This window comes from Streptomyces sp. NBC_01089 (assembly GCF_045162975.1).
Classification (GTDB): Bacteria; Actinomycetota; Actinomycetes; order Streptomycetales; family Streptomycetaceae; genus Streptomyces.
The window spans coordinates 5317053-5342396 of record NZ_CP108660.1 but is presented as its reverse complement, the minus strand read 5'-3'; the positions used below and the strand labels follow the sequence as shown (position 1 = coordinate 5342396).

Annotated in this window: 15 protein-coding genes; 9 read left to right on the top strand and 6 right to left on the bottom strand. The window is 70.7% G+C overall.

All coding sequences use genetic code 11. The features are described 5' to 3' along the window. The first annotated feature begins 408 nt into the window (after positions 1 to 408). From OG510_RS23980 to OG510_RS23960, 5 genes are all read left to right on the top strand, one after another. Complete coding sequence (locus tag OG510_RS23980) at positions 409 to 3996, top strand: FHA domain-containing protein (RefSeq protein WP_406139454.1); 3588 nt, start codon at positions 409 to 411, stop codon at positions 3994 to 3996. Positions 3997 to 4150: 154 nt separating this feature from the next. Next, positions 4151 to 5596, top strand: a complete 1446-nt coding sequence (locus OG510_RS23975; RefSeq protein WP_406139453.1) for an ABC transporter substrate-binding protein — start codon at positions 4151 to 4153, stop codon at positions 5594 to 5596. A 7-nt stretch (positions 5597 to 5603) separates the two neighbouring features. Beyond that, positions 5604 to 6953, top strand: coding sequence for a carbohydrate ABC transporter permease (locus OG510_RS23970; protein WP_406139451.1), 1350 nt, complete (start codon positions 5604 to 5606; stop codon positions 6951 to 6953). Positions 6954 to 7072: 119 nt separating this feature from the next. Next, the gene (locus OG510_RS23965; RefSeq protein ID WP_406142516.1) at positions 7073 to 7876 is read left to right on the top strand and encodes a carbohydrate ABC transporter permease; all 804 of its coding nucleotides are present in this window, start codon (positions 7073 to 7075) and stop codon (positions 7874 to 7876) included. Between the two features lie 272 nt (positions 7877 to 8148). Beyond that, complete coding sequence (locus OG510_RS23960; protein ID WP_406139449.1) at positions 8149 to 8946, top strand: class I SAM-dependent methyltransferase; 798 nt, start codon at positions 8149 to 8151, stop codon at positions 8944 to 8946. Between the two features lie 75 nt (positions 8947 to 9021). Here the strand turns inward: OG510_RS23960 and OG510_RS23955 are convergent, their stop codons facing one another. Together OG510_RS23955 and OG510_RS23950 are read right to left on the bottom strand one after the other, a co-directional pair. Further along, positions 9022 to 11025, bottom strand: a complete 2004-nt coding sequence (locus OG510_RS23955) for a glycosyltransferase family 2 protein (protein ID WP_406139447.1) — start codon at positions 11023 to 11025, stop codon at positions 9022 to 9024. Positions 11026 to 11193: 168 nt separating this feature from the next. After that, positions 11194 to 11802, bottom strand: a complete 609-nt coding sequence (locus tag OG510_RS23950; RefSeq protein WP_406139446.1) for a TetR/AcrR family transcriptional regulator — start codon at positions 11800 to 11802, stop codon at positions 11194 to 11196. 262 nt (positions 11803 to 12064) lie between these two features. Between OG510_RS23950 and OG510_RS23945 the strand changes: the two genes are divergently transcribed. Next, the gene (locus tag OG510_RS23945; protein ID WP_239074466.1) at positions 12065 to 12925 is read left to right on the top strand and encodes an ABC transporter permease; all 861 of its coding nucleotides are present in this window, start codon (positions 12065 to 12067) and stop codon (positions 12923 to 12925) included. Beyond that, positions 12918 to 13790, top strand: a complete 873-nt coding sequence (locus OG510_RS23940; protein ID WP_406139445.1) for an ABC transporter ATP-binding protein — start codon at positions 12918 to 12920, stop codon at positions 13788 to 13790. Before OG510_RS23945 ends, OG510_RS23940 begins: the two co-directional genes overlap by 8 nt. 273 nt (positions 13791 to 14063) lie before the next feature. On the opposite strand, the gene OG510_RS23935 is transcribed toward OG510_RS23940, so the two are convergent. The 3 genes from OG510_RS23935 to OG510_RS23925 all read right to left on the bottom strand — a co-directional run bounded on the left by OG510_RS23935 (position 14064) and on the right by OG510_RS23925 (position 20719). Continuing rightward, positions 14064 to 19046 (bottom strand): NAD-glutamate dehydrogenase, encoded by a 4983-nt coding sequence (locus OG510_RS23935; RefSeq protein ID WP_406139444.1) that lies wholly within the window; start codon positions 19044 to 19046, stop codon positions 14064 to 14066. Between the two features lie 340 nt (positions 19047 to 19386). Further along, complete coding sequence (locus tag OG510_RS23930; protein ID WP_406139443.1) at positions 19387 to 20082, bottom strand: HAD family hydrolase; 696 nt, start codon at positions 20080 to 20082, stop codon at positions 19387 to 19389. A gap of 130 nt (positions 20083 to 20212) precedes the next feature. Next, on the bottom strand, positions 20213 to 20719 hold the full coding sequence (locus OG510_RS23925; protein WP_406139441.1) for a DUF6912 family protein: 507 nt from the start codon (positions 20717 to 20719) through the stop codon (positions 20213 to 20215). A 346-nt stretch (positions 20720 to 21065) separates the two neighbouring features. Here OG510_RS23925 and OG510_RS23920 point away from each other — a divergent pair, with 346 nt between their 5' ends. Continuing rightward, positions 21066 to 21464 (top strand): Rv3235 family protein, encoded by a 399-nt coding sequence (locus tag OG510_RS23920; protein ID WP_406139439.1) that lies wholly within the window; start codon positions 21066 to 21068, stop codon positions 21462 to 21464. Between the two features lie 189 nt (positions 21465 to 21653). Here OG510_RS23920 and secA read toward each other — a convergent pair whose 3' ends face one another. Continuing rightward, positions 21654 to 24473, bottom strand: a complete 2820-nt coding sequence (gene secA / locus OG510_RS23915) for a preprotein translocase subunit SecA (RefSeq protein ID WP_406139437.1) — start codon at positions 24471 to 24473, stop codon at positions 21654 to 21656. A 280-nt stretch (positions 24474 to 24753) separates the two neighbouring features. On the opposite strand from secA, the gene OG510_RS23910 reads away from it, so the two are divergent. Next, a complete protein-coding gene (locus OG510_RS23910) occupies positions 24754 to 25329 on the top strand; it encodes a GNAT family N-acetyltransferase (protein WP_406139436.1) in 576 nt (191 codons plus the stop codon). Positions 25330 to 25344 lie beyond the last annotated feature (15 nt).

The following is a 25344-nucleotide window of genomic DNA, read 5'->3' as shown; positions in this document are numbered from 1 at the left end:
CGGAGCTGCTTCCGCTGTGTGCGGCCGGTGTGACGGCCGGTGGCCCGGATCAGGTTCCGGAGCCGGTTCCGACCGGATTCCAGCCGGGTTCCAGCCGTATTCCGGCCATCTTCCCGACATATTCGAAGGGAAGACGCGAAGACCGCTCCGTCGGTTGCCCCCGTACGCCCCCTGACACCTCCTGGCAGGTCAGGTGCGATCCCAACCAGGCACTTTTACGTCCAGAGCCGACCATTCAAGATCACTTAGCGGTGACCGCCGGGCGTGTTGTCAGTGGCAGATGCGAGGATGCCTCCAGCACGGCGTTGTGGGGTCGGGAGTCCCTGGATCCGTGCCGACCTGCCGGGTGGGGGAGATCACAGGGCGGCTCCTGCCAGGCACCCTCCGCAGAAGGGACCGCTGACGGCTATGCAGATCCGGCTGACCGTCCTCGCGCCGCGCAGCGGCCGTTCCGCGTCCGAGACGCGCTCCTGCGACGTGCTCGTCACCGCCCCCGCCGGGGCCGCGCTGGCCACGGTCGCCTCGGGGCTCGCCACGGCGGCCGCGGGCCCGGATGGCCCGGGGTCGGGGAGCGTCGTGCTGTACGCGGGCGGCCACCGCCTCGACCTGCAGCGCGCCGCACTGGGCGAGCCCCCGCTGGTGGACGGAGCGGTGCTCTCGCTCCAGGTGCCGGCCGACGAGGACGACCGGGGCGACGGATCGGCCACGCAGCTCCATGTGGTCGCCGGGCCGGACGCGGGCGGTGTCCATCTGCTGCACGGCGGGCAGATCCGCATCGGCCGCTCCGCCGACGCGGACGTCCCGCTGGACGACCCGGACGTCTCACGGATGCACTGCACGGTGACGGTGGAGCAGGACGGCCGGGTGACGGTCACCGACCTCGGCTCGACGAACGGCACGACGCTGGACGGCGCGGGCGTCGGCGACACCCCGGTGCGTATGACCCCCGGGTCCCTGCTCCGGGTCGGTGAGTCGGCACTGCGGATCACCACGGCGGCGGACGGATCACTGGGCGGCGGATCGCTGAGCGCCGGCCGACCGGGCAGTGGAGCGCAGAGCGGCGGGGCAGGCGGGATCGCGGCCGTCCCGGACGGCGAGGGCCATCTGCGGGTGGCCCGTGACGGCGCGGCCCGGGAGGCCGCCCCCGGCACCGGAATCGGCACCGGCCCTGCCCGCGGCGGCCCGGCCGTTGGTACGTCAGGGGGCCACGGCGCAGCTGCGGCGGCTCACGGAGCAGGAGCGGAAACCGGCCATGGGACGACGGGCCGCGGTACGGGAGCCGCCCCGTACGTATCCGTGCCCGCCCAAGCGACCGGCCCCACCGGCGCCCGCACAGCAGGACCCGGCTCCGGCCCCACTCCCAGCGGCGCCGGCCCCACCCACAGCACTGGCCCCGCCCACAGCCCCGGCGCGCGGCCGGGCACCGCCGCACCCGCCGACGCCCGGATACCCGAGCAGGGCGGCGGACCGGGCTCGCGGCGGGTCAGCGCGGTCGGCGCCCAGCGGCCGCACGACCCGTACAGCAACTTGCACGACGAGGCCGCCGCTGCCTACGCGCAGGACCCCGGATTCGCCTCCAGGGGCCGCCAGGGCACACCACCGCGCGGCACCCGCCTGCGCTCCGACCGGGGCGCGGAGCCGCATGAACGGACACCGGACGCCTTCGACAGCGGCCACACCCGGGGGACGGGCTCCTACGGTGCCGACGGCGCGGATGCCACCACCACCCGGAGCAGCGGCGGCCCCAGCGGCCAGGGCTTCGAAGACCCTTCCGGCACGGACGACAGCGCGCGCAGGCGCGGCGGCATAGGCGCCTGGGCGCGGCGGCTCGCCGGCGGCCGGCCCGACGCCGTACGCGACAGACCGGCCGCGCAGCCCGCCGAGCCGTCCGGCGCGGACGCGCCCCAGGACGTGGCGGCGGTCCCCGGCGCCGACACCTGGCCCGATCCGGCCGCCCTGCTGCTCACCGCGCTGGGGCCGGGCCCCCGGCTCTGGGAGCGCACCCCAGGCCACCGTGAGGCGCTCGTCATCCGGCTGGGCACCGCCGACAGGACCGGCCCCGGCGGGGTCGGGGTGGTGCCCGCCGTGCCGGTGACGGTCTCGCTCCGCGAGGCCGGTTCGCTCGGCCTCGCCGGTCCCCGTGCGCGGCTGGCCGGTCTGGCCCGTTCGGCCGTCGCCCAGCTCGCCGCGCTGCACCCGCCGACCGATCTGGAGATCGTGCTGGTCTCCACGGACCGGGCGCGCCCGCTGGAGGCGCGCAGATCCGACTGGGGCTGGCTCGGCTGGCTGCCCCATGTGCGGCCCGCGCACGGCCAGGACTGCCGGCTCCTGCTGGCGTACGACAGGGACCAGGCAGCCGCCCGTACCGGCGAGCTGGTGCGCAGGCTCGACGACAGCCCGCTCGGCACCGGCTGGGCCTCGGCCGACCCCGGGGCGGTCTCGGCGGCGGCCGAGCGGTACGACGGCCCCCGCACCCTGCTCATCGTGGACGGCGACCCCGGTTCGGCCGCCCTGCGCGAGACCACCGCACGGCTGGCATCGGCCGGCGCCGTCTGCGGGGTCCATGTCCTCTGTCTCGCCGAGACCGCGCCGGCCTCGCCCGCATCCCCGCTCGAAACGACCTATGAGGCGGCCTGCGCCGCTTCGCTCGCCTTCCGTGAGTGCGGCGCCGCCGCACTCCTGAGCGGTGACGTGGCCACCGCGCTGCGGCTGCTGCGCACCGCGCGCGGGATCCATCCGGCGGGCGGACAGTCCGCGAGCCGCGGCACGTTCGCCGTGGTCGACGCGGTGTCGGCGGCCTGGGCCGAGCGGTTCGGCCGAGCGCTCGCGCCGCTGCGGGCCGACGCGTCGGTGGCCGGCACCCCGGCCAGACAGGCCGCGGCACTGCCCGCGTCCTCCCGGCTCCTCGACGAGCTGGGGCTGGCCCGCGCCACCCCGGCGTCCCTGATGGCCCGTTGGGCGGCGGCCGCCGAGACGACCGCCGTGCTCGGCGCCGGGCCGCGCGGCCCGGTCACCGTGGATCTGGCCACCGAGGGCCCGCATCTGCTGATCGAGGGCCCGGCGGGCAGCGGCCGTACGGAGCTGCTGCGCGCCACAGCGGCCTCGCTGGCGGCAGCCGCCCGGCCGGACAGGCTGGGGCTGATCCTGGTCGACGGGGCGGGCGGTGAGCGGGGCGAGGGCCTGCGCGCCTGTACGGAGCTGCCGCACACCTCGACCTATCTGGTGGCGTCCGACCCGGTCCGGATGCGGGAGTTCGCGCAGGCGCTCGGCGGCGAGCTGAAGCGCCGGGCCGAGCTGCTGGGCGCGGCGGGGACCTTCGCCGACTGGCACCGGACCCGTGAGGTGGCGGAGCGGCTGGTCGGCCGGCGGCAGCCGGGGACGGCCGAGCAGAGCGGCGACATCGAGTCGCCGACCAGCGGCACCCTGCGGCTGCGCCCGGCAGGTGCGCGTACGGACCCGATGCCGGGACCCACACCGCTCCCCCGGCTGGTGGTGATCGTCGACGACTTCGACGCCCTGGTCGCACCGGCGCTCGGCAGCCCGGGGCGCCCCACCGCCGGCTCGGTCGTCCGGGCGCTGGAGGCGGTGGCCAGGGACGGCGAGCGGCTCGGCGTCCATCTGATCGCCGCGTCGGCCCGGCCGGACCGTACGGCCGACACCGAGCTGGCCCGCATCAGCAGACTGCGCGTGGTGCTCGACGCCCCGCCGGCCTCGCCAGGGCCGGACAGTCCGGCGCCGGGCCGGGGCAGGCTGGGCCGGCCCGACCGCGGGGTGACGCCGTTCCAGGGCGGCAGGGTGACCGGCCGCATTCCGCGTACGGCGACGCTGCGCCCCACCGTCATACCCCTGGAGTGGGAGCGGATGGGCGACCCGCCCGCCCGCCGTCCCGTCCGCGAACTGGGCAATGGGCCAACGGACTTGGCGCTGCTGGCCAGCGCACTGGAACGGGCCGCCAGGTCCGTCGACGCGATGTCCATACCCTCCCTCACCGCCTGACGTAACGTCACAGGCCCATCACAATCGGATAGTTGGACCAAGGCCCGGTATTGCGGCGCCGGAGTGACTCGGCGTAGGACTGTGCTCACGGGACAACGGCGTCGCCGATGTCATGGGCGCGCCGGCCGCACGCGCATGGGAGAGGTCGGGGCAAATGCGCACAACAGGCACAGCTCTACGGTCACGTCTACGGTCACGCAGAGCCGTTCTGCATTCACACCGAGCCGTTCTGCGTTCACACCGGGCCGCACTGCGTTCGCGCAGGGCCGTGCTGGCGGTGCTGGCCGCGGGCTCGCTCGTGCTGGCCGCGGGATGCGGCAGTGACGGCAAGAAGGACAGCGGCGGCGACAAGCCCACGGGGAAGAGCAGTGCCTCCGGGGTCGAGCTGCCCCGGCTGAGCGGTACGAAGCTCGAAGTGGCGGCCGTCTGGACCGGCCCCGAGCAGGCGAACTTCATCAAGGTGCTGAAGGAGTTCGAGAAGCGGACCGGAGCGTCGGTCACCTTCGTGCCCGCGCAGGACCCGATCGTCAACTTCCTCGGTACGAAGATCGCCGGTGGCGCCCCGCCGGATGTGGCGATGATGCCGCAGGTCGGCGCGATCACCCAGGCCGTGGCCAAGAAGTGGGCCAAGCCGGTCGGCCCGGCCGCGCAGGCGCAGCTGGACAAGAACTACTCGCAGGTCTGGAAGGACCTCGGCACGGTCGGCGGCAAGCAGTACGGCGTGTACTTCAAGGCCGCCAACAAGTCCCTGGTCTGGTACAACGCCAAGGCGCTGCAGAACGCGGGGGCGAGCGAGCCCAAGACCTGGCCCGCCTTCCTCAAGACCGCGGAGACCGTCTCGGCGTCGGGTGTCACCCCGGTCTCGGTCGGCGGCGCGGACGGCTGGACGCTGACCGACTGGTTCGAGAACGTCTATCTCTCCCAGGCGGGCCCGGACAAGTACGACGAGCTGGCCCAGCACAAGATCAAGTGGACGGATCCGTCGGTCAAGGCCGCGCTGACCACGCTCGCGCAGCTCTTCGGCAAGCCGTCGCTCATCTCGGGCGGCGCGGACGGTGCGCTCCAGACCGAGTTCCCGGCGTCGGTCACGCAGACCTTCACCGGCGGTGACCAGCCCAAGGGTGCGATGGTCTTCGAGGGCGACTTCGCGCAGACGAACATCGCGCAGACCAAGGCGAAGGTGGGCACCGACGCCAAGGTCTTCCCGTTCCCCGCGGTGGGTGCCAAGGCCCCGGTGGTGACCGGCGGGGACGCCGCGGTGATCCTCAAGGACTCCAAGGGCGCGCAGGCGCTGCTGACCTGGCTGGCATCCACGGACGCGGCGAGGATCGCCGCGGGGTCGGGCGGTTTCGTCTCGCCCAACAAGGGCCTCGATCTGTCGGCCTACCCCAATGACGTGCAGCGCACCATCGCCAAGGCGCTGGTCGCGGCGGGCGACGACATCCGCTTCGACATGTCGGACCAGGCACCGCAGTCCTTCGGCGGCACGCCGGGCAAGGGCGAGTGGAAGGACCTCCAGGACTTCCTGAAGAACCCGAAGGACATCGCGGGGACCCAGCAGAAGCTGGAGTCCGACGCGGCCAAGGCGTACAAGAACTGACGCGGCGATGACTTCCGCTGTCGCGGGGGGCGTCCTCAACGGGGCGTCCCCCGCCGGAAAGCCGCGCAAGAGCGTGACAGGCACACGTAAAGTCCTGGCGGCCGCCTTTCTGCTGCCCGCGCTGGTGCTGCTCGGTGCGCTCGTGGTCTACCCGATCGGGTACTCGGTCTACCGGTCGTTCTTCGACCAGGCGGGCTCCAGTTTCATCGGCATCGACAACTACAAGACCCTCTTCACCGACGACGCGATCCGCACTGCGATCAAGAACACCGCGATCTGGGTCGTGGTCGCCCCGACCGTCGCCACCGTGCTCGGCCTGATCTTCGCCGTACTCACCGAACGGGTGCGCTGGGGAACGGCGTTCAAGCTGGTCGTCTTCATGCCGATGGCCATCTCGATGCTCGCCGCCGGCATCATCTTCCGGCTGGTGTACGAGCAGGACCCGGGGCGCGGGGTGGCCAACGCCGTCTGGGTGGGCGTGCACGACACCTTCGCCGAGTCGGCCGGGTACCCGGGGGCGCATCCGCTGCCGGTGGCCCCGCTGAAGTCGGGCGGCGGTGGCGCGTTCCTGACCAAGCAGCCGGTGCATGCGGGCACCCCGGTCCGGCTGCCGCTCGTCGGCGTACTGCCCACGAAGATGCCGTCGTCGGCGAAGCCCGCCAAAGCCCCGAAGGCCGCGGCCGGTTCGGTGACCGGCACGGCCTGGCTGGACTTCACCCTGGGCGGTGGCGGCAGGCCGAACGTCATCGACCCCAAGGAGCTGGGCCTCAAGGGCGTCACGGTCGAGGCGGTCAAGGGCGGCAAGGTCGTGGCACGCGCCAAGGCGGCGCCCGACGGTACGTTCACGCTGCCTGCGGCGGCCGACGGGGCGCTGCTGCGGCTGCCCGACTCGAACTTCCGCGAGCCGTACAACGGCGTCAACTGGCTCGGGCCGACCCTCGTCACCCCGTCGATCATCGGCAGTTACGTGTGGATGTGGGCCGGGTTCGCCATGGTCCTGATCGCGGCGGGCCTGGCCGGGCTGCCGCGTGAACTCCTCGAACAGGCCCGGGTGGACGGGGCCGGTGAGTGGCAGGTGTTCCGCCGGATCACCATCCCGCTGCTCGCCCCGGTCCTCGCGGTGGTGCTGGTCACGCTGATGATCAACGTCCTGAAGATCTTCGACCTGGTCTTCATCGTGGCGCCCGGCTCCTCGCAGGACGACGCGAACGTCCTGGCGCTCCAGCTCTACCGCTCGTCGTTCGGTACCGACGCGGATCTGGGCACCGGCAGCGCCATCGCCGTACTGCTGCTGCTCCTGGTCGTCCCGATCATGCTCGTCAACATCCGCAGGATGCGGAAGGAGGGGCGCCGATGACCACCGAAGCCCAGGTGCCCGCGCCACGGGCACCCGACGAGCGGCTGCCCGTCGCCTCGGCGACGCGGCGGAAGGAGCCGCTGGCCTCCCGGATCGTGGCCCGTGCGGGCGGCACGGCGATGCGGGTCTTCCTCGTCCTGGTCGGCCTGTTCTGGCTGATGCCGACGATCGGCCTGCTGCTCTCCTCGCTGCGCGGACCGTCCGACATCGCGGCGTCCGGCTGGTGGAAGGTCTTCACCGCGCCCTCGCAGGTGACCTTCGACAACTACGCCAAGATCCTCGACAACAAGGTCATCACCGACTCGCTGCTCAGCACGGTCATGATCACCGTCCCGGCGACCGTGCTGGTGGTGGTCATCGGCTCGCTGGCCGCGTACGCCTTCGCCTGGATGGACTTCCCCGGCCGCGACTGGTGGTTCCTGATCGTGGTGGGCCTGCTGGTCGTGCCGGTCCAGGTGGCCCTGATCCCGGTCTCGAAACTCTTCGGCGAGATCGGGCTCTTCGAGACCACGGCGGGGGTGGTCCTCTTCCATGTGGCGTTCGGGCTGCCGTTCGCGATCTTCCTGCTGCGCAACTTCTTCGCGGAGATCCCGCGGGAGCTCCTGGAGGCGGCGCGGCTGGACGGGGCCGGGGAGATCCGGTTGTTCACGCGGGTGGTGATGCCGCTCGGCGGGCCGGCCATCGCCTCACTGGGGATCTTCCAGTTCCTGTGGGTGTGGAACGACATGCTGGTCGCGCTGATCTTCGCGGACTCCAAGCACCCGCCGATCACGGTCGCACTCCAGCAGCAGGTCAGGCAGTTCGGCAACAACATCGATGTGCTGGCGCCCGGGGCGTTCATCTCGATGGTGATCCCGCTGGCGGTGTTCTTCGCGTTCCAGCGGCAGTTCGTCAACGGTGTGATGGCGGGGGCGGTGAAGTAGGCCGTCCGGGAGGCCGTCCGCCGGGGGAGGCGGACGGCTTCTGCCCTGGCGCACTGGGGGCGTGGGGGGGGCGAATGACCCGTGGCGTACGGATGACCTGGGGTACGCGGGGGCGTACGGATGACTTGCGGTACGCGGGGGCGTACGGATGCCCGAACGGGTGGTTCGCGCGGCCGGGATGTGCTCCGGCGCAACTGCCTCATCAGACCTTCGTTAAGCCCGACATGGCCTTTTGATCACGATGTGCCATCCCCCCACGTGAGAGAGCCCCCATGCACAGGCACGAATTCCTGCAGCGGTTGCACGAGGCGCTGAAGCCGCGCACCTATCTGGAGATCGGCACCAACGACGGGCGGAGCCTCGCGCTCTCCCGCGTCCCCACCATCGCGGTCGACCCGGCTCCGAAGATCCGGACGCGGCTGCACTGCGACCTCCAGCTGGTGACCTCGACCAGCGACACCTTCTTCGGCGGCCGGCAGCCCATGGGCCACCTGATGAGCTGCCGCAACCCGCTGCGCAACATCCGCAAGGGCCGTCCGCTGCTCGGCGCGTACACCGGGTCCAACCAGGTGGACCTGGCGTTCATCGACGGGATGCACCTCTTCGAGTACGCGCTGCGCGACTTCATCAACACCGAGCGGTTCAGCGGCTGGTCGAGCGTGGTGGTACTGGACGACATGCTGCCGCGCAACAACGCGGAGGCCGTCCGCGAGCGGGTGGCCCCGTCCGGCCCGTGGACCGGGGACGTCTACAAGTTCATCCCGGTGGTGGCCGAGCACCGGCCGGACCTGATCACCGTCCAGGTCGACACCCAGCCGACCGGTGTCTTCCTGGTGTTCGGCATGGACCCCTCGAACACCGCCCTCAAGGCCAGGTACGACGCGATCGTCCGGGAGTGGGTGACGCCGGACCCGCAGAAGGTCCCCGAGTCGCTGCTCGAACGGGTGGAGGCCGTCGAGCCCGCGGCCCTGCTCGGCTCCCGGATCTGGCCGACGCTGGCCCGCAGGCGGGGCCGCGCGGCCGGGCTGCGTACGGTACGCGAGGAGCTGGCGGCCCTGCGCGGCTACTGAACCGCGCGGGCGAGCGGACGACAGGGCCCGAGGGGCGCGAACGGTGACGTCCGCGCCCCTCGGCCGTGCTGCGGCCTACCGCGTCGCGGCCATCCGGCGGGCCTTGCGCACCGCGCGCCCCAGCACACCGCGCCTGAGCCTTCGCATCAGCCGGGTCCGGCGGTGTGCCAGGCTCTCGCGCGGACGGCGGACCGTCAGCGCGCCGGAGGCCCCGGTGGCGACGAGCACCAGCGGCAGCGGTGTGGGGTTCGCGTCCGCGCCGCCGACGCTCACCGCCATCCGCCAGGTACCCGCGGGCAGTTGCCCGGCGGGCCGCTCGGCGCACAGAACCGTTCCCGCACGCCCCTTGGACGCGGTGAGCGTCGCCGCCGTCGTCACGGTGTCGCCGGAGCCGGCCCGCTCGGTGAGGTGGAGCTCCGCCGGTACACCGTCCGGGGCCTCGGTGCGCAGCGGCAGCAGCATTTCGAGCAGCAGCGGTTCGTCCATCACCTGGACTTCCCGCATGCCGACCTTCTTCCGGTACTCACCGCGCAGCACAGTGGTCGTCGCGCCGACGTCGAGCGAGAGGTTGTCGTGCGCGGTCCAGTACGGCACGACGACCTGTACGGGGTCGCCCACCAGCGCCGCCTGCCGGCCGGCCGTGACCGCCTCGGTCCGTACCGAGCCGAGCCTGACGTTCTTGTTCCATCCGCTCTGGTGCACGCGCACCAGGACGTCCCAGATACCGGCGCCGAGCGGTGCGCCGCCGGCCGCTGTGCCGGGCGTGATGACCGCAGTCCCCCGCAGCACCAGCCGGAACTGGGCGGGGCCGGGGCCGTCCACGCGTTCCCGGGTGAATTCGACGGGCTGGTAGAACTCGGCGGCGCTCGACCGCTCCCGTACGACCAGCTCCATCTTGGCCCGGTCGACCGCCGCCAGGGGCTTCACCCCGAGCTGTGCGAGAGTTTCGGGGCTGTCCAGGCCGTCGGGCAGACCGATCAGCTCGTCGCCGCCCTCCCTGACGTAGTGGACGGGGTCGTCACCGGCCCGCAGCCCGGCGGTGAAGGCCAGCTTAAGCGTGCCGTCCTCCCAGGCGAGCCCGGTGAGTTCGGAGTGTGCGGCGACACCGCGCTCCCAGCGGGCGAACAGCTCGACGTCCTGGTAGCGGTCGGCCTTGATGAGCGCGCCGACGAGCTGCTGCGTCGGCAGCAGGGACGCGGAGACCCCGGGGCCGAACCGCTCCACGGCGATCTTGTGCATCTCCTGGAACATGTCCTGGCGGTAGCCGTCGTCGGGCGTGGCCAGCAGCCGGGCGCCGCGCATCCGCTCGATCATCTCGTTGCGGAACCAGCGGCGGTACAGCTTGTCGCGCAGCGGCCCCGGTTCGGTGTACTTCTCCACCACGTCGAGTGCCTCGCCGAGGTTGTGGAAGTAGCCCACCGGGTCGATGCGCCGGAAGCCCGCGTTGGAGGCGTCGTCGCGCTTGACGTGGTAGTAGCAGACGTAGTCGCTGAGTACGGCGACGCTCTTCGCCCGCAGATACGCCTCCGTGACGAAGACGTGGTCCTCCAGACGGCGGCGCCCTTCGAGGAAGCGCAGCCCCGTCTCCTCCAGGAAGGCCCTGCGGAACATCTTGTGCGGGGTGAGGCTGTCGATCAGCGGGGCGTTCTTGACGGTGGCGCGCGGCCGGTTGACGCGGAAGAGCTCACGCGGCACGGGCCGCCCCTTGCCGGCCATCTTGCCCACGACGACGTCGGCGGCGTTCTTGACGCCGTAGTCGTACATGCGCTCCAGCGCTTCGTCGCCCAGCCAGTCGTCGTTGTCGACGAACATCACGAACTCGCCCCGCGCCGCGTCGATCCCGACGTTGCGGGGCTTGCCCGACCAGCCGGAGTTCTCCTGGTGGACGACGTGGATCAGGGGGTGTTCATCGGCGACCCGGTCCAGACGCTCGGCGGTGCCGTCGGTCGAACCGTCGTCCACGAAGATCGCTTCGTACGCGTCGTCAGGGAGGGACTGTCTCAGCAGCGATGCGATGCAGTCCTCGATATAGGGCCCGGGATTGTAGACCGGGATGATCACGCTGACTCTGATGGTCATGCTGTGCACTCGTTTCCCACTGCTCTGCGCCGGCGATCTCTCGTTGCGGGTGCACAGTACTATCGCCGCGAACTTTCGACCCATCGGGCCGACCTGTCGTGTCCAAGCCGAACCGGCCCGGGTCTCACCGCTGCTCAGGGGCCGCACGGCCCGGAGGCTGTCCGGCCGTCACGCCTTGAGAGCGGCCACCGCGGCCGCCGCGAGTCCGTCCAGATAGCCCTTCGGCAGACCGTCCCTGACCACCGCGAGCCGCCAGTAGAGCGGGCCCACGATCAGCTCGAGCGCCCGTGCGGGGTCGGCGTCGGCGGGCAGCTCGCCGCGGGCCACCGCGTCACGGACCACCGCGGCGGCGACACCCTTCTGGTTGTCGAGCAGCGCCGCCTTGATCGCGTCGGCGATCTCCGGCTGGCGCGCGGCCTCGACCAGCAGATCGGGGATGACCTGGGACGCGACCGGATGGCGCAGCGCCGTCGAGGCCACGGCGAGCAGGGCGCGTACGTCCCCGTACAGCGAGCCGGTCGCGGGCGCGGGCAGGCCCTGGGCGGCGAACGCCGTGACCAGGTCGAGGACCAGGTACAGCTTCGACTTCCAGCGGCGGTAGACCGCGGTCTTGCCGACTCCGGCCCGGCGGGCGATGGCCTCGATGGACATCCGCGCGTACCCGACGGCGGCCAGCTCCTCGAAGACGGCGGAGCGGATCGCCTCCGTCACGTCCTCGCGGAGCACCGCGGCTCCGGCGGGGGCCCGGCGGTTCGTACGGGGATCAGGGAGTGCCATGGGGAGAAGTTTACCTATTCGTCGCGACGAGACGGTTGCGTTTCGACGTCAATCCGTCCTAACCTCGGCGTTACGACGATACGGATCCGTTGCGACGTATGTCGGGGCGCCCACGCCCGCCCTTCCCCGGTGAATCCCGTCGAATCACGTTGAATCACGTCGAACTCCGTCGAAAGCGAATGCCGTGATCCCCACAACAGCCCGGACCGCGCCCGCCACGGAGGCGGCGGTTCCGAGGGTCTTCCCGCAGCCGCCCCAGGATCTGGCCGCGCTGGCAGCCGCTCACGGGCTGACCATCAGCGGCGCCCGTCCCCCGCTGTTCACGTACATCCGCAGGACCTGGGGGCGCAGGCACTTCATCACCGCCTTCGCCACCGCCAGGCTGACCGCCCAGTACAGCCAGGCGAAGCTGGGGCAGATCTGGCAGATCATGACGCCGCTGCTGAACGCGGCGGTCTACTACTTCATCTTCGGTGTCCTGCTCGGCACCAGCCACGGCGTCCCGGACTTCATCCCGTTCCTGGTGACCGGCGTCTTCATCTGGACGTTCACCAGCAACTCGATCCAGACCGGCACCCGTGCGATCAGCGGCAGCCTCGGCCTGGTGCGGGCCCTGCACTTCCCGCGGGCTTCACTCCCCATCGCGTACGCCGTGCAGCAGCTCCAGCAGCTGCTCTTCTCGATGGGCGCGCTGATCGTCATCCTGGTCTGCTTCGGCGAGTACCCGAAGATCAGCTGGCTGCTCGCGATCCCCGCGCTGGTCCTCCAGTCGCTGTTCAACACCGGGGTCTCGATGGTCATGGCCAGGCTCGCGGCCAAGACCCCGGACGTCTCGCAGCTGATGCCGTTCATCCTGCGCACCTGGATGTACGTCTCGGGCGTGATGTGGAGCATCAAGAAGGTGCTGGCGCACGACAACCTCCCGCATCTCGTCCTGCTGTCCCTGCAGGCCAATCCGGCCGCCGTCTACATCAGCCTGATGCGTTACGCGCTGATCGACAGCTACCACGCGAACCAGCTTCCGCCGCACGTGTGGGCGCTGGCCGTCGGCTGGGCGGTCGTCGCGGGAGCCGGCGGCTTCATCTACTTCTGGAAGGCAGAGGAGCAGTACGGACGTGGCTGAGTACCGCACGGGTGAACTGCCCCCGACCATGACACCGATCTCCACCGCGGCCCCGGACACCGGCGCCCCGACGGCCCCGGCGCGCCCGGTGGGTCCGACGACCCCGGCGGCCCCGACCGTCATCGCCGACGACCTCCACATCGTCTACAAGATCCAGGGCACCGGATCGGGCAAGGGCAGCGCGACCTCCGCCCTCAACCGGATCGTCTCCCGCAAGCCCCGGCCCGGCACCCGCGAGGTGCACGCCGTCCGTGGGGTGACCTTCGTCGCGCACAAGGGCGAGGCCATCGGCCTGATCGGCTCCAACGGATCGGGGAAGTCGACCCTGCTGAAGGCCGTCGCCGGGCTGCTGCCCGCCGCCTCGGGCCGGGTCTACACCCAGGGCCAGCCGTCGCTGCTCGGCGTCAACGCGGCCCTGATGAGCGACCTGACCGGCGAGCGCAATGTGATCCTCGGCGGGCTGGCCATGGGGATGACCCGCGAGGAGGTCCGCGAGCGGTACCAGGACATCGTCGACTTCTCCGGCATCAACGAGAAGGGCGACTTCATCTCGCTGCCGATGCGCACATACTCGTCCGGCATGGGTGCCCGGCTGCGCTTCTCCATCGCCGCGGCCAAGAGCCACGACGTGCTGATGATCGACGAGGCGCTCTCCACCGGCGACGCGCGGTTCCAGCGCCGCAGCCAGGACCGGATCGCCGAACTGCGCGAGTCGGCGGGCACCGTCTTCCTGGTCAGCCACAGCAACAAGTCGATCCTGGAGACCTGCGAGCGCGCCATCTGGCTGGAGTCGGGCACGATGCGGATGGACGGCCCAGCGGAGGAAGTCGTCGCCGCGTACGAGGAGTTCACCTCGAAGAAGTAACCGTGGTGCGGGCGGGCGAGCTGCGGCCGGCCCGCTTCCGGCCGACCGGCTTGGGGCTGACCCGCTTCCGGCCGACCGGCCGCACCACGGAACGCGCTCGGCCCCGGTCCGCCTGCATGGACACCAGGCGGGCCGGGACCGCGGAGGGGGGCACGCCACACGGCGTGCCCCCCTCTCACTCACCTCTCACCGAGTACGCGCCTCACTGAGTACACACCTCACCGAGTACACGCCTCTCACTCAGCAGGGCGCCTCCCAGCCGGGCCCGGCGTCTCAGACGTGCGTACGCAGGAGCGAGCGCATCGTCCGCATCGCGACCGACAGGTTCGCCAGGTCGAAGGCGTCCGAGGACTGGATCTCGTCGAGCGTGGTGCGCGCACGGCCGAGGATCGAGGCGTTCTTCTCCTCCCACGCCTGGAAGCGCTCGTCCGGCGACGACGCGCCGTTCCCCGCCGAGAGCACGTCCAGGGTCAGCCCGGCGTGCGCCGCGTACAGGTCCGCGCGGATGGAGGCGCGGGCCATGGACTGCCAGCGGTCGGCCCGCGGCAGCTCGATGATCCGGTCCATCAGCTGGGAGATCGCCAGCCGGTCACCCAGTGCGTAGTACACCTCGGCGACGGCCATCGGGTCCTTGTCCGTACGGTCGGCGATCGCCACGATGTCCAGCGCGGGGAAGGCCGCCGAGAACCCGGCGACCTGCCGGGCCAGCTCCTCCGGCACGCCGGCGCCGGTCAGCTCGTCGAGGATGCCCTGGTACCACTCCAGGTCGTCGCCCTTGAGCAGGTTCGGCAGGCCGTTCCAGACCTTGGCCACGCCCTCGGTGAAGAAGGCGATGGTCTCGCTCAGGTCGAGCGGCTGCGGGCGGTTGCCGAGCAGCCAGCGCGCACCGCGCTCCACGAGCCGGCGCGAGTGCAGCCTGATGCGGGTCTGGACATCGGCCGCGACCTTGTTGTCCAGCTCCTCCACGGAGTCCCAGACCTCGGCCAGGCCGAAGATCTCACGGGCCGCCGCCTGCGCCCGTACGATCTCCTCGATCGAGGCGCCCGTCTCCTCCCGGAGGCGGTGCAGGAAGGTCGAACCACCGGTGTTCACCGTGTCGTTGACCAGGACCGTCGTGATGATCTCGCGGCGCAGCGCATGCCCCTCGATCGCTTCGGGGTAACGCTCACGCAGCGGCTTGGGGAAGTACGCGTGCACCAGCTTCTGCAGATACGGGTCGTCCGGCAGGCCGGTGCTGATCAGCTCCTGAGCGGCGGTGATCTTGGTGTACGCGATGAGCACGGCCAGCTCGGGCTGGCTCAGCCCCTTGCCCGCGCTGAGCAGTTCACGGACCTGGCGGTCGGTCGGCAGGAACTCCAGCGCCCGGTCCAGATGTCCGTCACGGACCAGCCTGCGCATGAAGCGCTGGTGGGCGTGGAGGAGTGACGGCGCCTGGGACTCGGCGTTGGCGAGCGCGGTGTTCTGCGCGTAGTTGTTGCGCAGGACGAGCGCGCCGACCTCGTCGGTCATCGAGGCGAGGATCTTGTTGCGCTGCTTGACGGTCAGATCGCCCTCGGTGACCATCCCGTTGAGCAGGATCTTGATGTTCACCTCGTGGTCGGAGGTGTCCACGCCCGCGCTGTTGTCGATCGCGTCGGTGTTGATCTTGCCGCCCGAGCCGTCGCCGCCCGACCTGGCGTACTCGATACGGCCCAGCTGGGTCAGGCCCAGGTTGCCGCCCTCGCCGACGACCTTGGCGCGCAGGTCCTCGCCGTTGACGCGGATGGCGTCGTTGGCCTTGTCGCCGACGTCCGCGTTGGACTCGGCGGAGGACTTGACGTACGTACCGATGCCGCCGTTCCACACCAGGTCGACCGGGGCCTTGAGGATCGCCCGCATCAGGTCGGCCGGGGTCATCTTGGCCACGCCCGACTCGATACCGAGCGCCTCACGCACATGTGCGTTGAGCGGGATCGACTTGGCGCTGCGCGGGTGGATGCCGCCGCCGGGCGAGAGCAGTCCGGTGTTGTACTCGGCCCACGAGGAGCGCGGCATCTCGAACAGCCTGCGCCGCTCGGCGTAGGACGTCGCCGCGTCGGGGGTCGGGTCGATGAAGATGTGGCGGTGGTCGAAGGCCGCGACCAGACGGATGTGCTCGGAGAGCAGCATGCCGTTGCCGAAGACGTCGCCGGACATGTCGCCGACGCCGACCGTGGTGAAGTCCTCGGTCTGGGTGTCGTGGCCGAGCTCCCGGAAGTGCCGCTTGACGGACTCCCAGGCACCGCGGGCCGTGATGCCCATGCCCTTGTGGTCGTAACCGGCGGAGCCGCCGGACGCGAAGGCGTCCCCGAGCCAGAAGTCGTACGACTCGGCGACCTCGTTGGCGATGTCGGAGAAGGTCGCGGTGCCCTTGTCGGCGGCGACGACGAGGTACGTGTCGTCCTCGTCGTGCCGCACGACGCCGGTGGGCGGCACGACCTCACCGGCCACCAGGTTGTCGGTGATGTCCAGCAGCGCGGAGATGAAGGTCTTGTACGCCGCGATGCCCTCGGCCATCCAGGCGTCCCGGTCCGCGGACGGGTCGGGCAGCTGCTTGGCGACGAAGCCGCCCTTGGCGCCGACCGGCACGATCACCGTGTTCTTGACCATCTGCGCCTTGACCAGGCCGAGCACCTCCGTACGGAAGTCCTCACGCCGGTCGGACCAGCGCAGCCCACCGCGGGCGACCTTGCCGAACCGCAGGTGCACACCCTCGACCCGCGGCGAGTACACCCAGATCTCGTACGCCGGGCGGGGCGCGGGGAGGTCGGGGATGGCCTGCGGGTCGAACTTCATGGAGACGTACGGGTGGTACGCGCTCTGCTCGGTGCCCAGGCCCTTGCGGTCGCCGCTCTCACCCGCGGTCTGGAAGAAGTTCGTCCTGAGCGTCGCCTTGATGACGGTGAGGAAGGAGCGCAGGATGCGGTCCTCGTCCAGGCTCGCCACCTGGTCGAGCGCGCCGTCGAGCTCTTCGAGCAGTCCGTCGGTCAGCTCGGTGCCGGCCCGCTGGCGGCCCGGCGACATCCGCGCCTCGAAGAGCGAGACGAGCAGCCGGGTGGTGTGGACGTTGTTGCGGAGGGTGTCCTCCATGTAGTCCTGGCTGAATGTCGATCCGGCCTGGCGCAGGTACTTGGCGTAGGCGCGCAGCACCATCGCCTGCCGCCAGGTCAGCCCGGCGCCGAGCACCAGGGCGTTGAACCCGTCGTTCTCCGCCTGGCCCGTCCAGGTGGCGGCGAACGCGTCCTGGACCCGCTCCCTCGCGTCGTCGGCGAGGTGGTCGCCGCCCGCGCCCTCGATCTGCGGAATCCGCAGCCCGAAGTCGTAGATCCAGGCGTGCGTACGGTCGGCGCAGCGCAGCTCGTACGGGCGCTCGTCGGTGACCTCGACGCCCAGCTTCTGGAGAACCGGGAGCACCGCGGACAGGGAGACCTGCGAGCCGATCCGGTAGATCTTGAAGCGGCGCTCGCCGGGGCCTGCGCCCACCGGCTCGTACAGCGAGAGCGCGAAGTCCTTCTCGCCCGGCTGCAGATTTTCCAGCCGGCCGAGGTCGGCGACGGCGGCACGCGGCGAGTGGTCGGCCTTGTAGCCCTCGGGGAAGGACTGGCCGTAACGGCGCAGCAGTTCGGCGGCGCGCTCCTCACCGCACTCGGCGGTCAGCGCCTCGGCGAAGCCGTCGGCCCAGGAGCGGGCGGCCTCGACGAGCTTGGCCTCGATCCGGTCCGCGTCGGCGTCGGTCAGCTCGGCCAGCTCGGTGCCCACCGGGACCCGTACGACGAAGTGCAGCCGGGAGAGGATCGACTCGGTGTTGCGTGCGGTGAAGTCGACGCTGGTGCCGCCGAGCTCCTCCTTGAGGATGTCGATGAGGCGCAGCCGGACCGCGGTCGTGTAGCGGTCGCGCGGCAGGTAGATGAGCGCCGAGTAGTAGCGCCCGTACTCGTCCTGGCGCAGGTAGAGCCGGAGGCGGCGCCGCTCCTGGAGGTAGAGGACGCTGGTGACGATGGAGCGCAGCTGGTCGACGGGCGTCTGGAACAGCTCGTCGCGCGGGTAGGTCTCCAGGATCTGCATCAGGTCGCGGCCGTCGTGGCTGTTGGGCGTGAACCCGGCGCCTTCGAGGACCTCGGCGACCTTGCGGCGGATGACGGGCACCCGGCGGACGGACTCGGTGTACGCGGCGGAGGAGAACAGCCCGAGGAAGCGCCGCTCGCCGATGACATTGCCCTTGGCGTCGAACTTCTTCACGCCGACGTAGTCGAGGTAGCTCGGGCGGTGCACCGTGGAACGGCTGTTGGCCTTGGTGAGCACGAGGATCTTGTGCTCACGGGCCTTGGCGCGGGCATCGGCGGGCAGCCTGCCGAACGACGGCGAGACCGGGTGCTCCTCGTCGACGCTGTGGTGCGGGTCCGAGCGGAGGATGCCGAGCCCGGTGCCGGGGACCGCGGTCAGCGAGTCGTCGTCGGTGAGCTGATACTCGCGGTAGCCGAGAAAGGTGAAGTGGTCGGCGGCGAGCCAGCGCAGCAGCTCACGGGACTCCTCCACCTCGCGCCGGGGCAGATCGCCCGCGGTCGGCTCGGCGGGCAGCTCGTCGGCGATGCGCAGCGCGGCGTCGCGCATCTTCTCCCAGTCCTCGACGGTCTCCCGTACGTCGGAGAGGACGCGCAGGAGGTCGGTGCTGATCTGCTTCAGATCGGCGCGCTCGGCCTCGCGGTCGATCTCCACATGGATCCAGGACTCCACCAGGGCGTCGTGGACGCCTTCGCCTGTCTCGTCCTTGCCGAGGACCTCGATGAGCTTGCCGGTGACGTCACGGCGTACCAGGAGCTGCGGGTGGATCACGACGTGGATGCCGCGACCCTGGCGGGTCAGCTCGTTGGTGACCGAGTCGACCAGGAACGGCATGTCGTCGGTGACGACCTCGACGACCGTGTGGCTGCAGGTCCAGCCGTTCTCCTCGACGCTCGGGGTGTGCACCCGGACGTTCGCGGTGCCTTGCGGGCGCTTCTCGGCCAGCCGGTAGTGCGAGACCGCAGCTCCGAAGACATCCTCCGGGTCGCGGTTCTCGACGTCCTCCGGAGCGGTATGCAGGTAGTAGCGCTGGAGATACGCAAGGACAGTGTCCCGGTCCGGACTCCCCCCGCTCGTGGACCCGCCCGGAAGTTGTCCTCCGGCCTGTCCGTTCTCAGCCACCTGGGCCGCGCGTGCGAGCAGTTCGGCCTTGGGTTCGTCCAGCTTGGTCTGCATGTCCTCTGGCTCCTGTCGCGCGCCGTTGCGTGACGTAGGTGAAAGAAGCGGTACAACGCCACGACCACGACGCGAGGTATCCGGTCGAAGTCGACGTTATGCCGCAATGAGAGATACCCGTGACGTTATTGGCCATTTTCGAAGGCCGGTCCGGGTGAGGGGTGCCAGCGATGACCCGGACACCGTAGTGCTCCGGGCGCAGGGCAGGGGCGTCAATGCCCCCGCGAGATATCGCGCTGATCACGGGACCAGGCTATCGCCCCGGGACCGGTGGCAGTCACGGCCGCATCTGTCTAAGTCGTCACACGTACTTCGACACTTGGGCCAGGTGCATGACCGGTCACAGCGGCCACTCCCGTGCGACCCCGACCGCCTCCGCCAGCGAGTCCACCACCGGCACCCCGGCGGTCTCCAGGCTGGCCCGGCTGTGCGATCCGCCCGTGTACAGCACGGCACGTGCCCCCGCGTGGGCGGCCGCCACCGCGTCGTCGACGGCATCACCGATCACCACGACACGCTCCGGGGCGACACCGTCGAGCCCGGCCAGATGGCGCACCATGTGCTCGGCCTTCCCGCCGTTCGACGGGCCGGTCCTGCCGTCCACGCGCAGGAAGTGCCGCTCGATCCCGTGCGTGCGCACGATCGGTATCAGATGGTCGTGCGGCGCCAGCGAACAGAGCGACTGGGTGAGCCCGGACGCCTGCCACTCCATGAGCAGCCGCGCCGCTCCCGGGGCGAGCCCGGCCCCCTCGGCGAGCGCCCAGTAGTGCCGGTGGAACGCCTCGTCCATGACCGCCCACTCGGCGTCCGTCGGCAGCCGGCCCATCAGCCGCTCGTAGAACCGCGGAACGGGGACGCAGTACAGGTCCCGGTACCGCTCCCGTGTGATCGGCGCCAGACCCACCTCGCCGAAGGAGGCGTTCGTCGCCTGGATCACCGCGTCGATGTCGTGGAACAGCGTCCCGTTCCAGTCCCAGACGATGTGCGTGCCTGTGCCTGCTCCTGCGCCTGTTCTTGTGCCGGCGTCCGTGCTCATGTCCAGCCCCCGTTCGAACCTCTCCCGGACCGTGAGGGGCACCGCCCGTCCCCCGCGATCCCCACTTCGACAACCGTACGCGGGGGGTCCGACAACGGACCGGCCGTGCGGGGATCGGGCGGTCAGGTGATCAGGCGATCAGGTGCGGGATCTCCTGCACACCGAACCAGAGCAGTTCATGGTCATCGGCGCCGTCCACCGTGAACTGCGCGTCGTCGTCACCGTGATCGGCCGCGCCCAGCGCAGCCGCGGCCGCGGCGACGTCCGGCTCCGCGTCGTCGGCGTCGGCGTGGACGGCCGCGGCCTTCGACAGCGGCACCGCGGAGGCGATCCGCACCTCACCGAGCGAGCTCGCGTCAAGACCGCGGTCGGGGTCGGCCACCGCGTCCTGGTCCGGCACGTCCACCGCGACGACCACCCGGCGGCGGACGACGTCCGGCGCCCCGGCCAGGAGCCGCAGCGAGGCGGACGCGGCCCGGTTGAGCGCCGCGTACTCCAGCTCCTCGATGTCGTCGGAGACGTACCACTCCCGCAGGCCGGGCGTGACGGCGTACGCGGTCAGCGGGCCGGGGCCCAGTTCGCCCGCCGCGTGCGCCGCTGCGAGACCGGGGAGGGTCAGTGGGACGTACACACGCATGGCCGGCCGCTTTCGTCGTCGGATGGGCGCCACGGCCTCCGTCCGGAGGCCCGGAAGGCGGCCCGGCGGAGCCCGGTGATACCTGGTGAAGAGGGTCCCAGGATACGTACCCGGTCCCCCTTCGTGGTGCCGGGAGCAGCCCGTGACGGCGTCCACCCGGAGCCGCCGGGACCGCGCCCCGTCCGCCCCCGGCACCGGCCCGTCACCCGGATAGGTGATTCCGGTCGGCACCGGCCGCACCGCGGTGCCTCCCTTGCCACCCCTCCACGGGCCCCCGTAGAAGAGCCTCAGCAGAAGCTACCGCCCGGTATCGAACCGGGCCCGGCAGAGCGGGGGCTCTCACTTCATGCAGCGGACCAGGCCGGCGGGCCGGCACGACCAGCAAAGGCCAGGCACCACCCCGATCCAGCGCCGGCGGCTCAAGCCGCACTACTGGTTCGCCGAACGGCTCCTCGCCGTACTCAGCGGCCAGCGGCCCGTCCACTGGATGCTCGGGCACACGGTCGGCGGGGCCTACGAACAGCTGGTGCTGCTGGCGCCATGCACACCGCTGCGGGCTTCGGGCGTGCGGCCCGTCGTACGCCACTGCGGCGAATTCGTCCCGGCGCCCGGTGTGATCGAGGCGTTCGCCAGGATCGGCTCGGGCGAGCACGTACAGGCGATGGCGTTCCGGCTCGAACAGGGCGCCGATCTGCGCTGGCGGTGCGCGGCGGTGGAGCTGGGCGGCGAACGCGTCGGCGTATGAGCGGGTGACAGAACGGGCGGGTGACAGACGGACCAGTCGCAGAACGGGCCGCTGACAGAACCGGGCGGTGGCAGAAAGCCCGGTCACAGAACGGGCCGGGCCGGACCCCGCAAGCTTCTGCGGTGTCCGGCCCGGCCCTACGGCACAGAGGAAACGGCGGCGTTGGCGGCGGCCCGCGCCGCCCGGCCGCTACTTCTTGCGGCGGCGGCCGCCGCCCTTCTGCGCCTTGCGGCGCTCGGCGCGCGTCATCCCGTCTGCCTCGGAGCGGGACGGGCCGTCCTCGTTCTCGAAGTCGCCCTCGACGACACCGCCCTCGCCGTCCACCGTCGGGGCCGAGAAGTGCAGCCTGTCGGGGCGCTGCGGGGCCTCCAGGCCCTTGGCGTGGATCTCCGGGCGCTGAGGAGCACCGGCGGGCACCGCGTCCTTCTCCAGCGAGGTCTTCTCCGCCGTTTCCTGGACCGGAACCTCCTCGACCTGCTGCTCGACCTGGACCTCCAGGTTGAACAGATAGCCGACGGACTCCTCCTTGATGCCCTCCATCATGGCGTTGAACATGTCGAAGCCCTCGCGCTGGTACTCGACCAGCGGGTCCTTCTGCGCCATGGCCCGGAGGCCGATGCCCTCCTGGAGGTAGTCCATCTCGTAGAGGTGCTCACGCCACTTGCGGTCCAGCACCGACAGGACCACCCGGCGCTCCAGCTCACGCATGATCTCGGAGCCGAGCTGTTCCTCGCGGCCCGCGTACTGCTCGTGGATGTCGTCCTTGATCGACTCACCGATGAACTCGGCGGTGATGCCGGCCCGGTCGCCCGCCGCGTCCTCCAGCTCCTCCACGGTGACCTTCACCGGGTAGAGCTGCTTGAACGCGTTCCACAGACGGTCCAGGTCCCACTCCTCGGCAAACCCTTCGACCGTCTCCGCCTGGATGTACGCGTCGATCGTGTCGTCCATGAAGTGCTGCACCTGCTCGTGCAGGTCCTCGCCCTCCAGGACCCGGCGCCGCTCGCCGTAGATGACCTCGCGCTGGCGGTTCAGCACCTCGTCGTACTTCAGGACGTTCTTACGCGTCTCGAAGTTCTGCTGCTCGACCTGCGACTGCGCCGACGCGATGGCCCGCGTCACCATCTTGTTCTCGATGGGCACGTCGTCGGGGACATTGGCCATCGCCATGACCCGCTCGACCATCTGGGCCTTGAACAGCCGCATCAGGTCGTCGCCGAGCGAGAGGTAGAACCGGGACTCGCCCGGGTCGCCCTGACGTCCGGAACGGCCGCGCAGCTGGTTGTCGATACGGCGCGACTCGTGGCGCTCGGTGCCCAGCACATACAGCCCGCCGAGGTCCGTGACCTCGTCGTGCTCGGCCTTGACCGCGCGCTCGGCCTTCTCCAGCGCGGCGGGCAGGGCGGCGGCCCACTCCTCGACGTTCTCGTCGGGGTCCAGGCCGCGCTGGCGCAGCTCCGCCTCGGCGAGGTCGTCCGGGTTGCCGCCGAGCTTGATGTCGGTACCGCGCCCGGCCATGTTCGTCGCGACGGTGACGGCGCCCTTGCGGCCGGCCTGCGCGATGATCGGCGCCTCCCGGTCGTGCTGCTTCGCGTTGAGCACCTCGTGCTGCACGCCGCGCTTGGAGAGCTGCTGCGAGAGGTACTCGGACTTCTCGACCGACGTGGTGCCGACCAGGATCGGCTGGCCCTTCTCGTGCTTCTCCGCGATGTCGTCGACGACCGCGTCGAACTTGGCGACCTCGGTGCGGTAGATCAGGTCGGACTGGTCCATGCGGACCATCGGCCGGTTCGTCGGGATCGGCACGACACCGAGCTTGTAGATCTGGTGGAACTCGGCGGCCTCGGTCATGGCCGTACCGGTCATGCCGGAGAGCTTGCCGTACAGGCGGAAGAAGTTCTGCAGGGTGATCGTGGCGAGTGTCTGGTTCTCGTCCTTGATGTCCACCCCTTCCTTCGCCTCGATGGCCTGGTGCATGCCCTCGTTGTAGCGCCGGCCGGCGAGGATACGTCCGGTGTGCTCGTCGACGATCATGACTTCGCCGTCGATGACGACGTAGTCCTTGTCGTTCTTGAAGAGCTCCTTGGCCTTGATCGCGTTGTTGAGGTAACCGACGAGCGGGGTGTTCACCGACTCGTAGAGGTTCTCGATGCCGAGCCAGTCCTCGACCTTGGCGACACCGGGCTCGTGGATGGCGACCGTGCGCTTCTTCTCGTCGACCTCGTAGTCGCCGGTCTCCTCGATGCCCTTGAGCTGGTTGCCCGCCTCGCCCTTCGTCAGCCGGGTGACGAGCTTCGCGAAGTCGCCGTACCACTTGGTGGCCTGGTCGGCGGGGCCGGAGATGATCAGCGGCGTACGCGCCTCGTCGACCAGGATCGAGTCGACCTCGTCGACGATGGCGTAGTTGTGGCCGCGCTGGACGAGCTCGTCCTGGGACCACGCCATGTTGTCGCGGAGGTAGTCGAAGCCGAACTCGTTGTTCGTGCCGTACGTGATGTCGCAGGCGTACTGCTCGCGGCGCTGCGCCGGGGTCATGTTGGCGACGATGCAGCCGACTTCGAGCCCCAGGAACTTGTGGACCCGGCCCATCATCTCGGAGTCACGCTCGGCCAGGTAGTCGTTCACCGTGATCAGGTGGACGCCCTTGCCCGACAGCGCGTTCAGATAGGCGGGGAGCGTGCCGACCAGGGTCTTGCCCTCGCCGGTCTTCATCTCGGCCACATAGCCGAGGTGCAGGGCGGCGCCGCCCAGCAGCTGTACGTCGTAGTGACGCTGGCCGAGGACGCGCTTGGCGGCCTCACGGACCGTCGCGAAAGCCTCGGGCAGCAGGTCGTCGAGGCTTTCGCCGTCGGCGAACCGCTCCTTGTACTCGTCGGTGAGGGCCCGCAGCTCGGCGTCGGAGAGATTGATGAAATCCTCTTCGATGGAGTTGACCTGGTCCGCAATGCGGTGCAGCTTGCGCAGGATCTTTCCTTCGCCTGCACGCATGAGCTTGTTGAAGACGGACACGGGGGTTGGTCTCCTTGCCGGTCGGGCCTGGCGCGGTCGAGTTCATGGGCTGAACCTCCCGGGGTGCTACCCCCGGACCCGGGCCGGAGAAACAGACCGACCAGGGAGCCCGGCTTACTTTCACGCGGCAAACCGGGGTAGAGCAACGGCCATCGTAAGCGAGGACCCCGCCGCGCCGGGAGGCCCGCCGCTCAGGACAACGGTCGGGGCGTCCGGAAGGTGCCGGGAGATCCCCGAAAAAGCCATGGCACCTGCTCGGAGCGGGCAGCAGAATCAGCCGATGGACCCCGTCACGCTGACCTCAGAGCGGCTGCTGCTGCGCCCCTTCACCACCGCGGACACCGAGAGCGTGTTCCAAGCCTGCCAGGACCCCGACATCCAGCGCTGGACGGTCGTCCCGTCCCCTTACCGGCGCGAGGACGCGGAGAGCTTCACCGGACAGATCGTCCCGGACGGCTGGCGGGCGGGCACCAGCCTGGCCTTCGCCGTGCTGGCCCGCGCGGACGCCCGGCTGATCGGCGCGATCTCCGTGTTCCGGCACGGAAGGCCCGGCACCTGGGAGATCGGCTACTGGATGGCGAAGGAGCACCGGGGCCACGGGTACACGGCGGAGGCCGTGACCGTACTCACCCACTGGTCGCTGGCCAAGCTGGGCGTGGAGCGTCTGGAGTGGCGGGCCGAGGTCGGCAACGCGGGATCGCGGGCGGTCGCGGAGAAGGCCGGATTCCGTATCGAGGGCACCCTCCGTGCGGACCTGCTGAACAAGGGCACCCGAAGAGACGCCTGGCTGGGCGCGATACTCCCGTCCGACCTGGGGCTGCCCACGGAGCACGCCTATCTCCCGGCCGGCCCCTGAACCGCGCCCCCGTCC

What these genes read in the sequence shown, in the direction of transcription:
- OG510_RS23980 (WP_406139454.1), top strand. Translation starts at nt 409, where the DNA reads ATGCAGATCCGGCTGACCGTCCTCGCGCCGCGCAGCGGCCGTTCCGCG.
- OG510_RS23975 (WP_406139453.1), top strand. Translation starts at nt 4,151, where the DNA reads ATGCGCACAACAGGCACAGCTCTACGGTCACGTCTACGGTCACGCAGA.
- OG510_RS23970 (WP_406139451.1), top strand. Translation starts at nt 5,604, where the DNA reads ATGACTTCCGCTGTCGCGGGGGGCGTCCTCAACGGGGCGTCCCCCGCC.
- OG510_RS23965 (WP_406142516.1), top strand. Translation starts at nt 7,073, where the DNA reads ATGCGGGTCTTCCTCGTCCTGGTCGGCCTGTTCTGGCTGATGCCGACG.
- OG510_RS23960 (WP_406139449.1), top strand. Translation starts at nt 8,149, where the DNA reads ATGCACAGGCACGAATTCCTGCAGCGGTTGCACGAGGCGCTGAAGCCG.
- OG510_RS23955 (WP_406139447.1), bottom strand. Translation starts at nt 11,025, where the DNA reads ATGACCATCAGAGTCAGCGTGATCATCCCGGTCTACAATCCCGGGCCC.
- OG510_RS23950 (WP_406139446.1), bottom strand. Translation starts at nt 11,802, where the DNA reads ATGGCACTCCCTGATCCCCGTACGAACCGCCGGGCCCCCGCCGGAGCC.
- OG510_RS23935 (WP_406139444.1), bottom strand. Translation starts at nt 19,046, where the DNA reads ATGCAGACCAAGCTGGACGAACCCAAGGCCGAACTGCTCGCACGCGCG.
- OG510_RS23930 (WP_406139443.1), bottom strand. Translation starts at nt 20,082, where the DNA reads ATGAGCACGGACGCCGGCACAAGAACAGGCGCAGGAGCAGGCACAGGC.
- OG510_RS23925 (WP_406139441.1), bottom strand. Translation starts at nt 20,719, where the DNA reads ATGCGTGTGTACGTCCCACTGACCCTCCCCGGTCTCGCAGCGGCGCAC.
- OG510_RS23920 (WP_406139439.1), top strand. Translation starts at nt 21,066, where the DNA reads ATGCAGCGGACCAGGCCGGCGGGCCGGCACGACCAGCAAAGGCCAGGC.
- OG510_RS23910 (WP_406139436.1), top strand. Translation starts at nt 24,754, where the DNA reads ATGGACCCCGTCACGCTGACCTCAGAGCGGCTGCTGCTGCGCCCCTTC.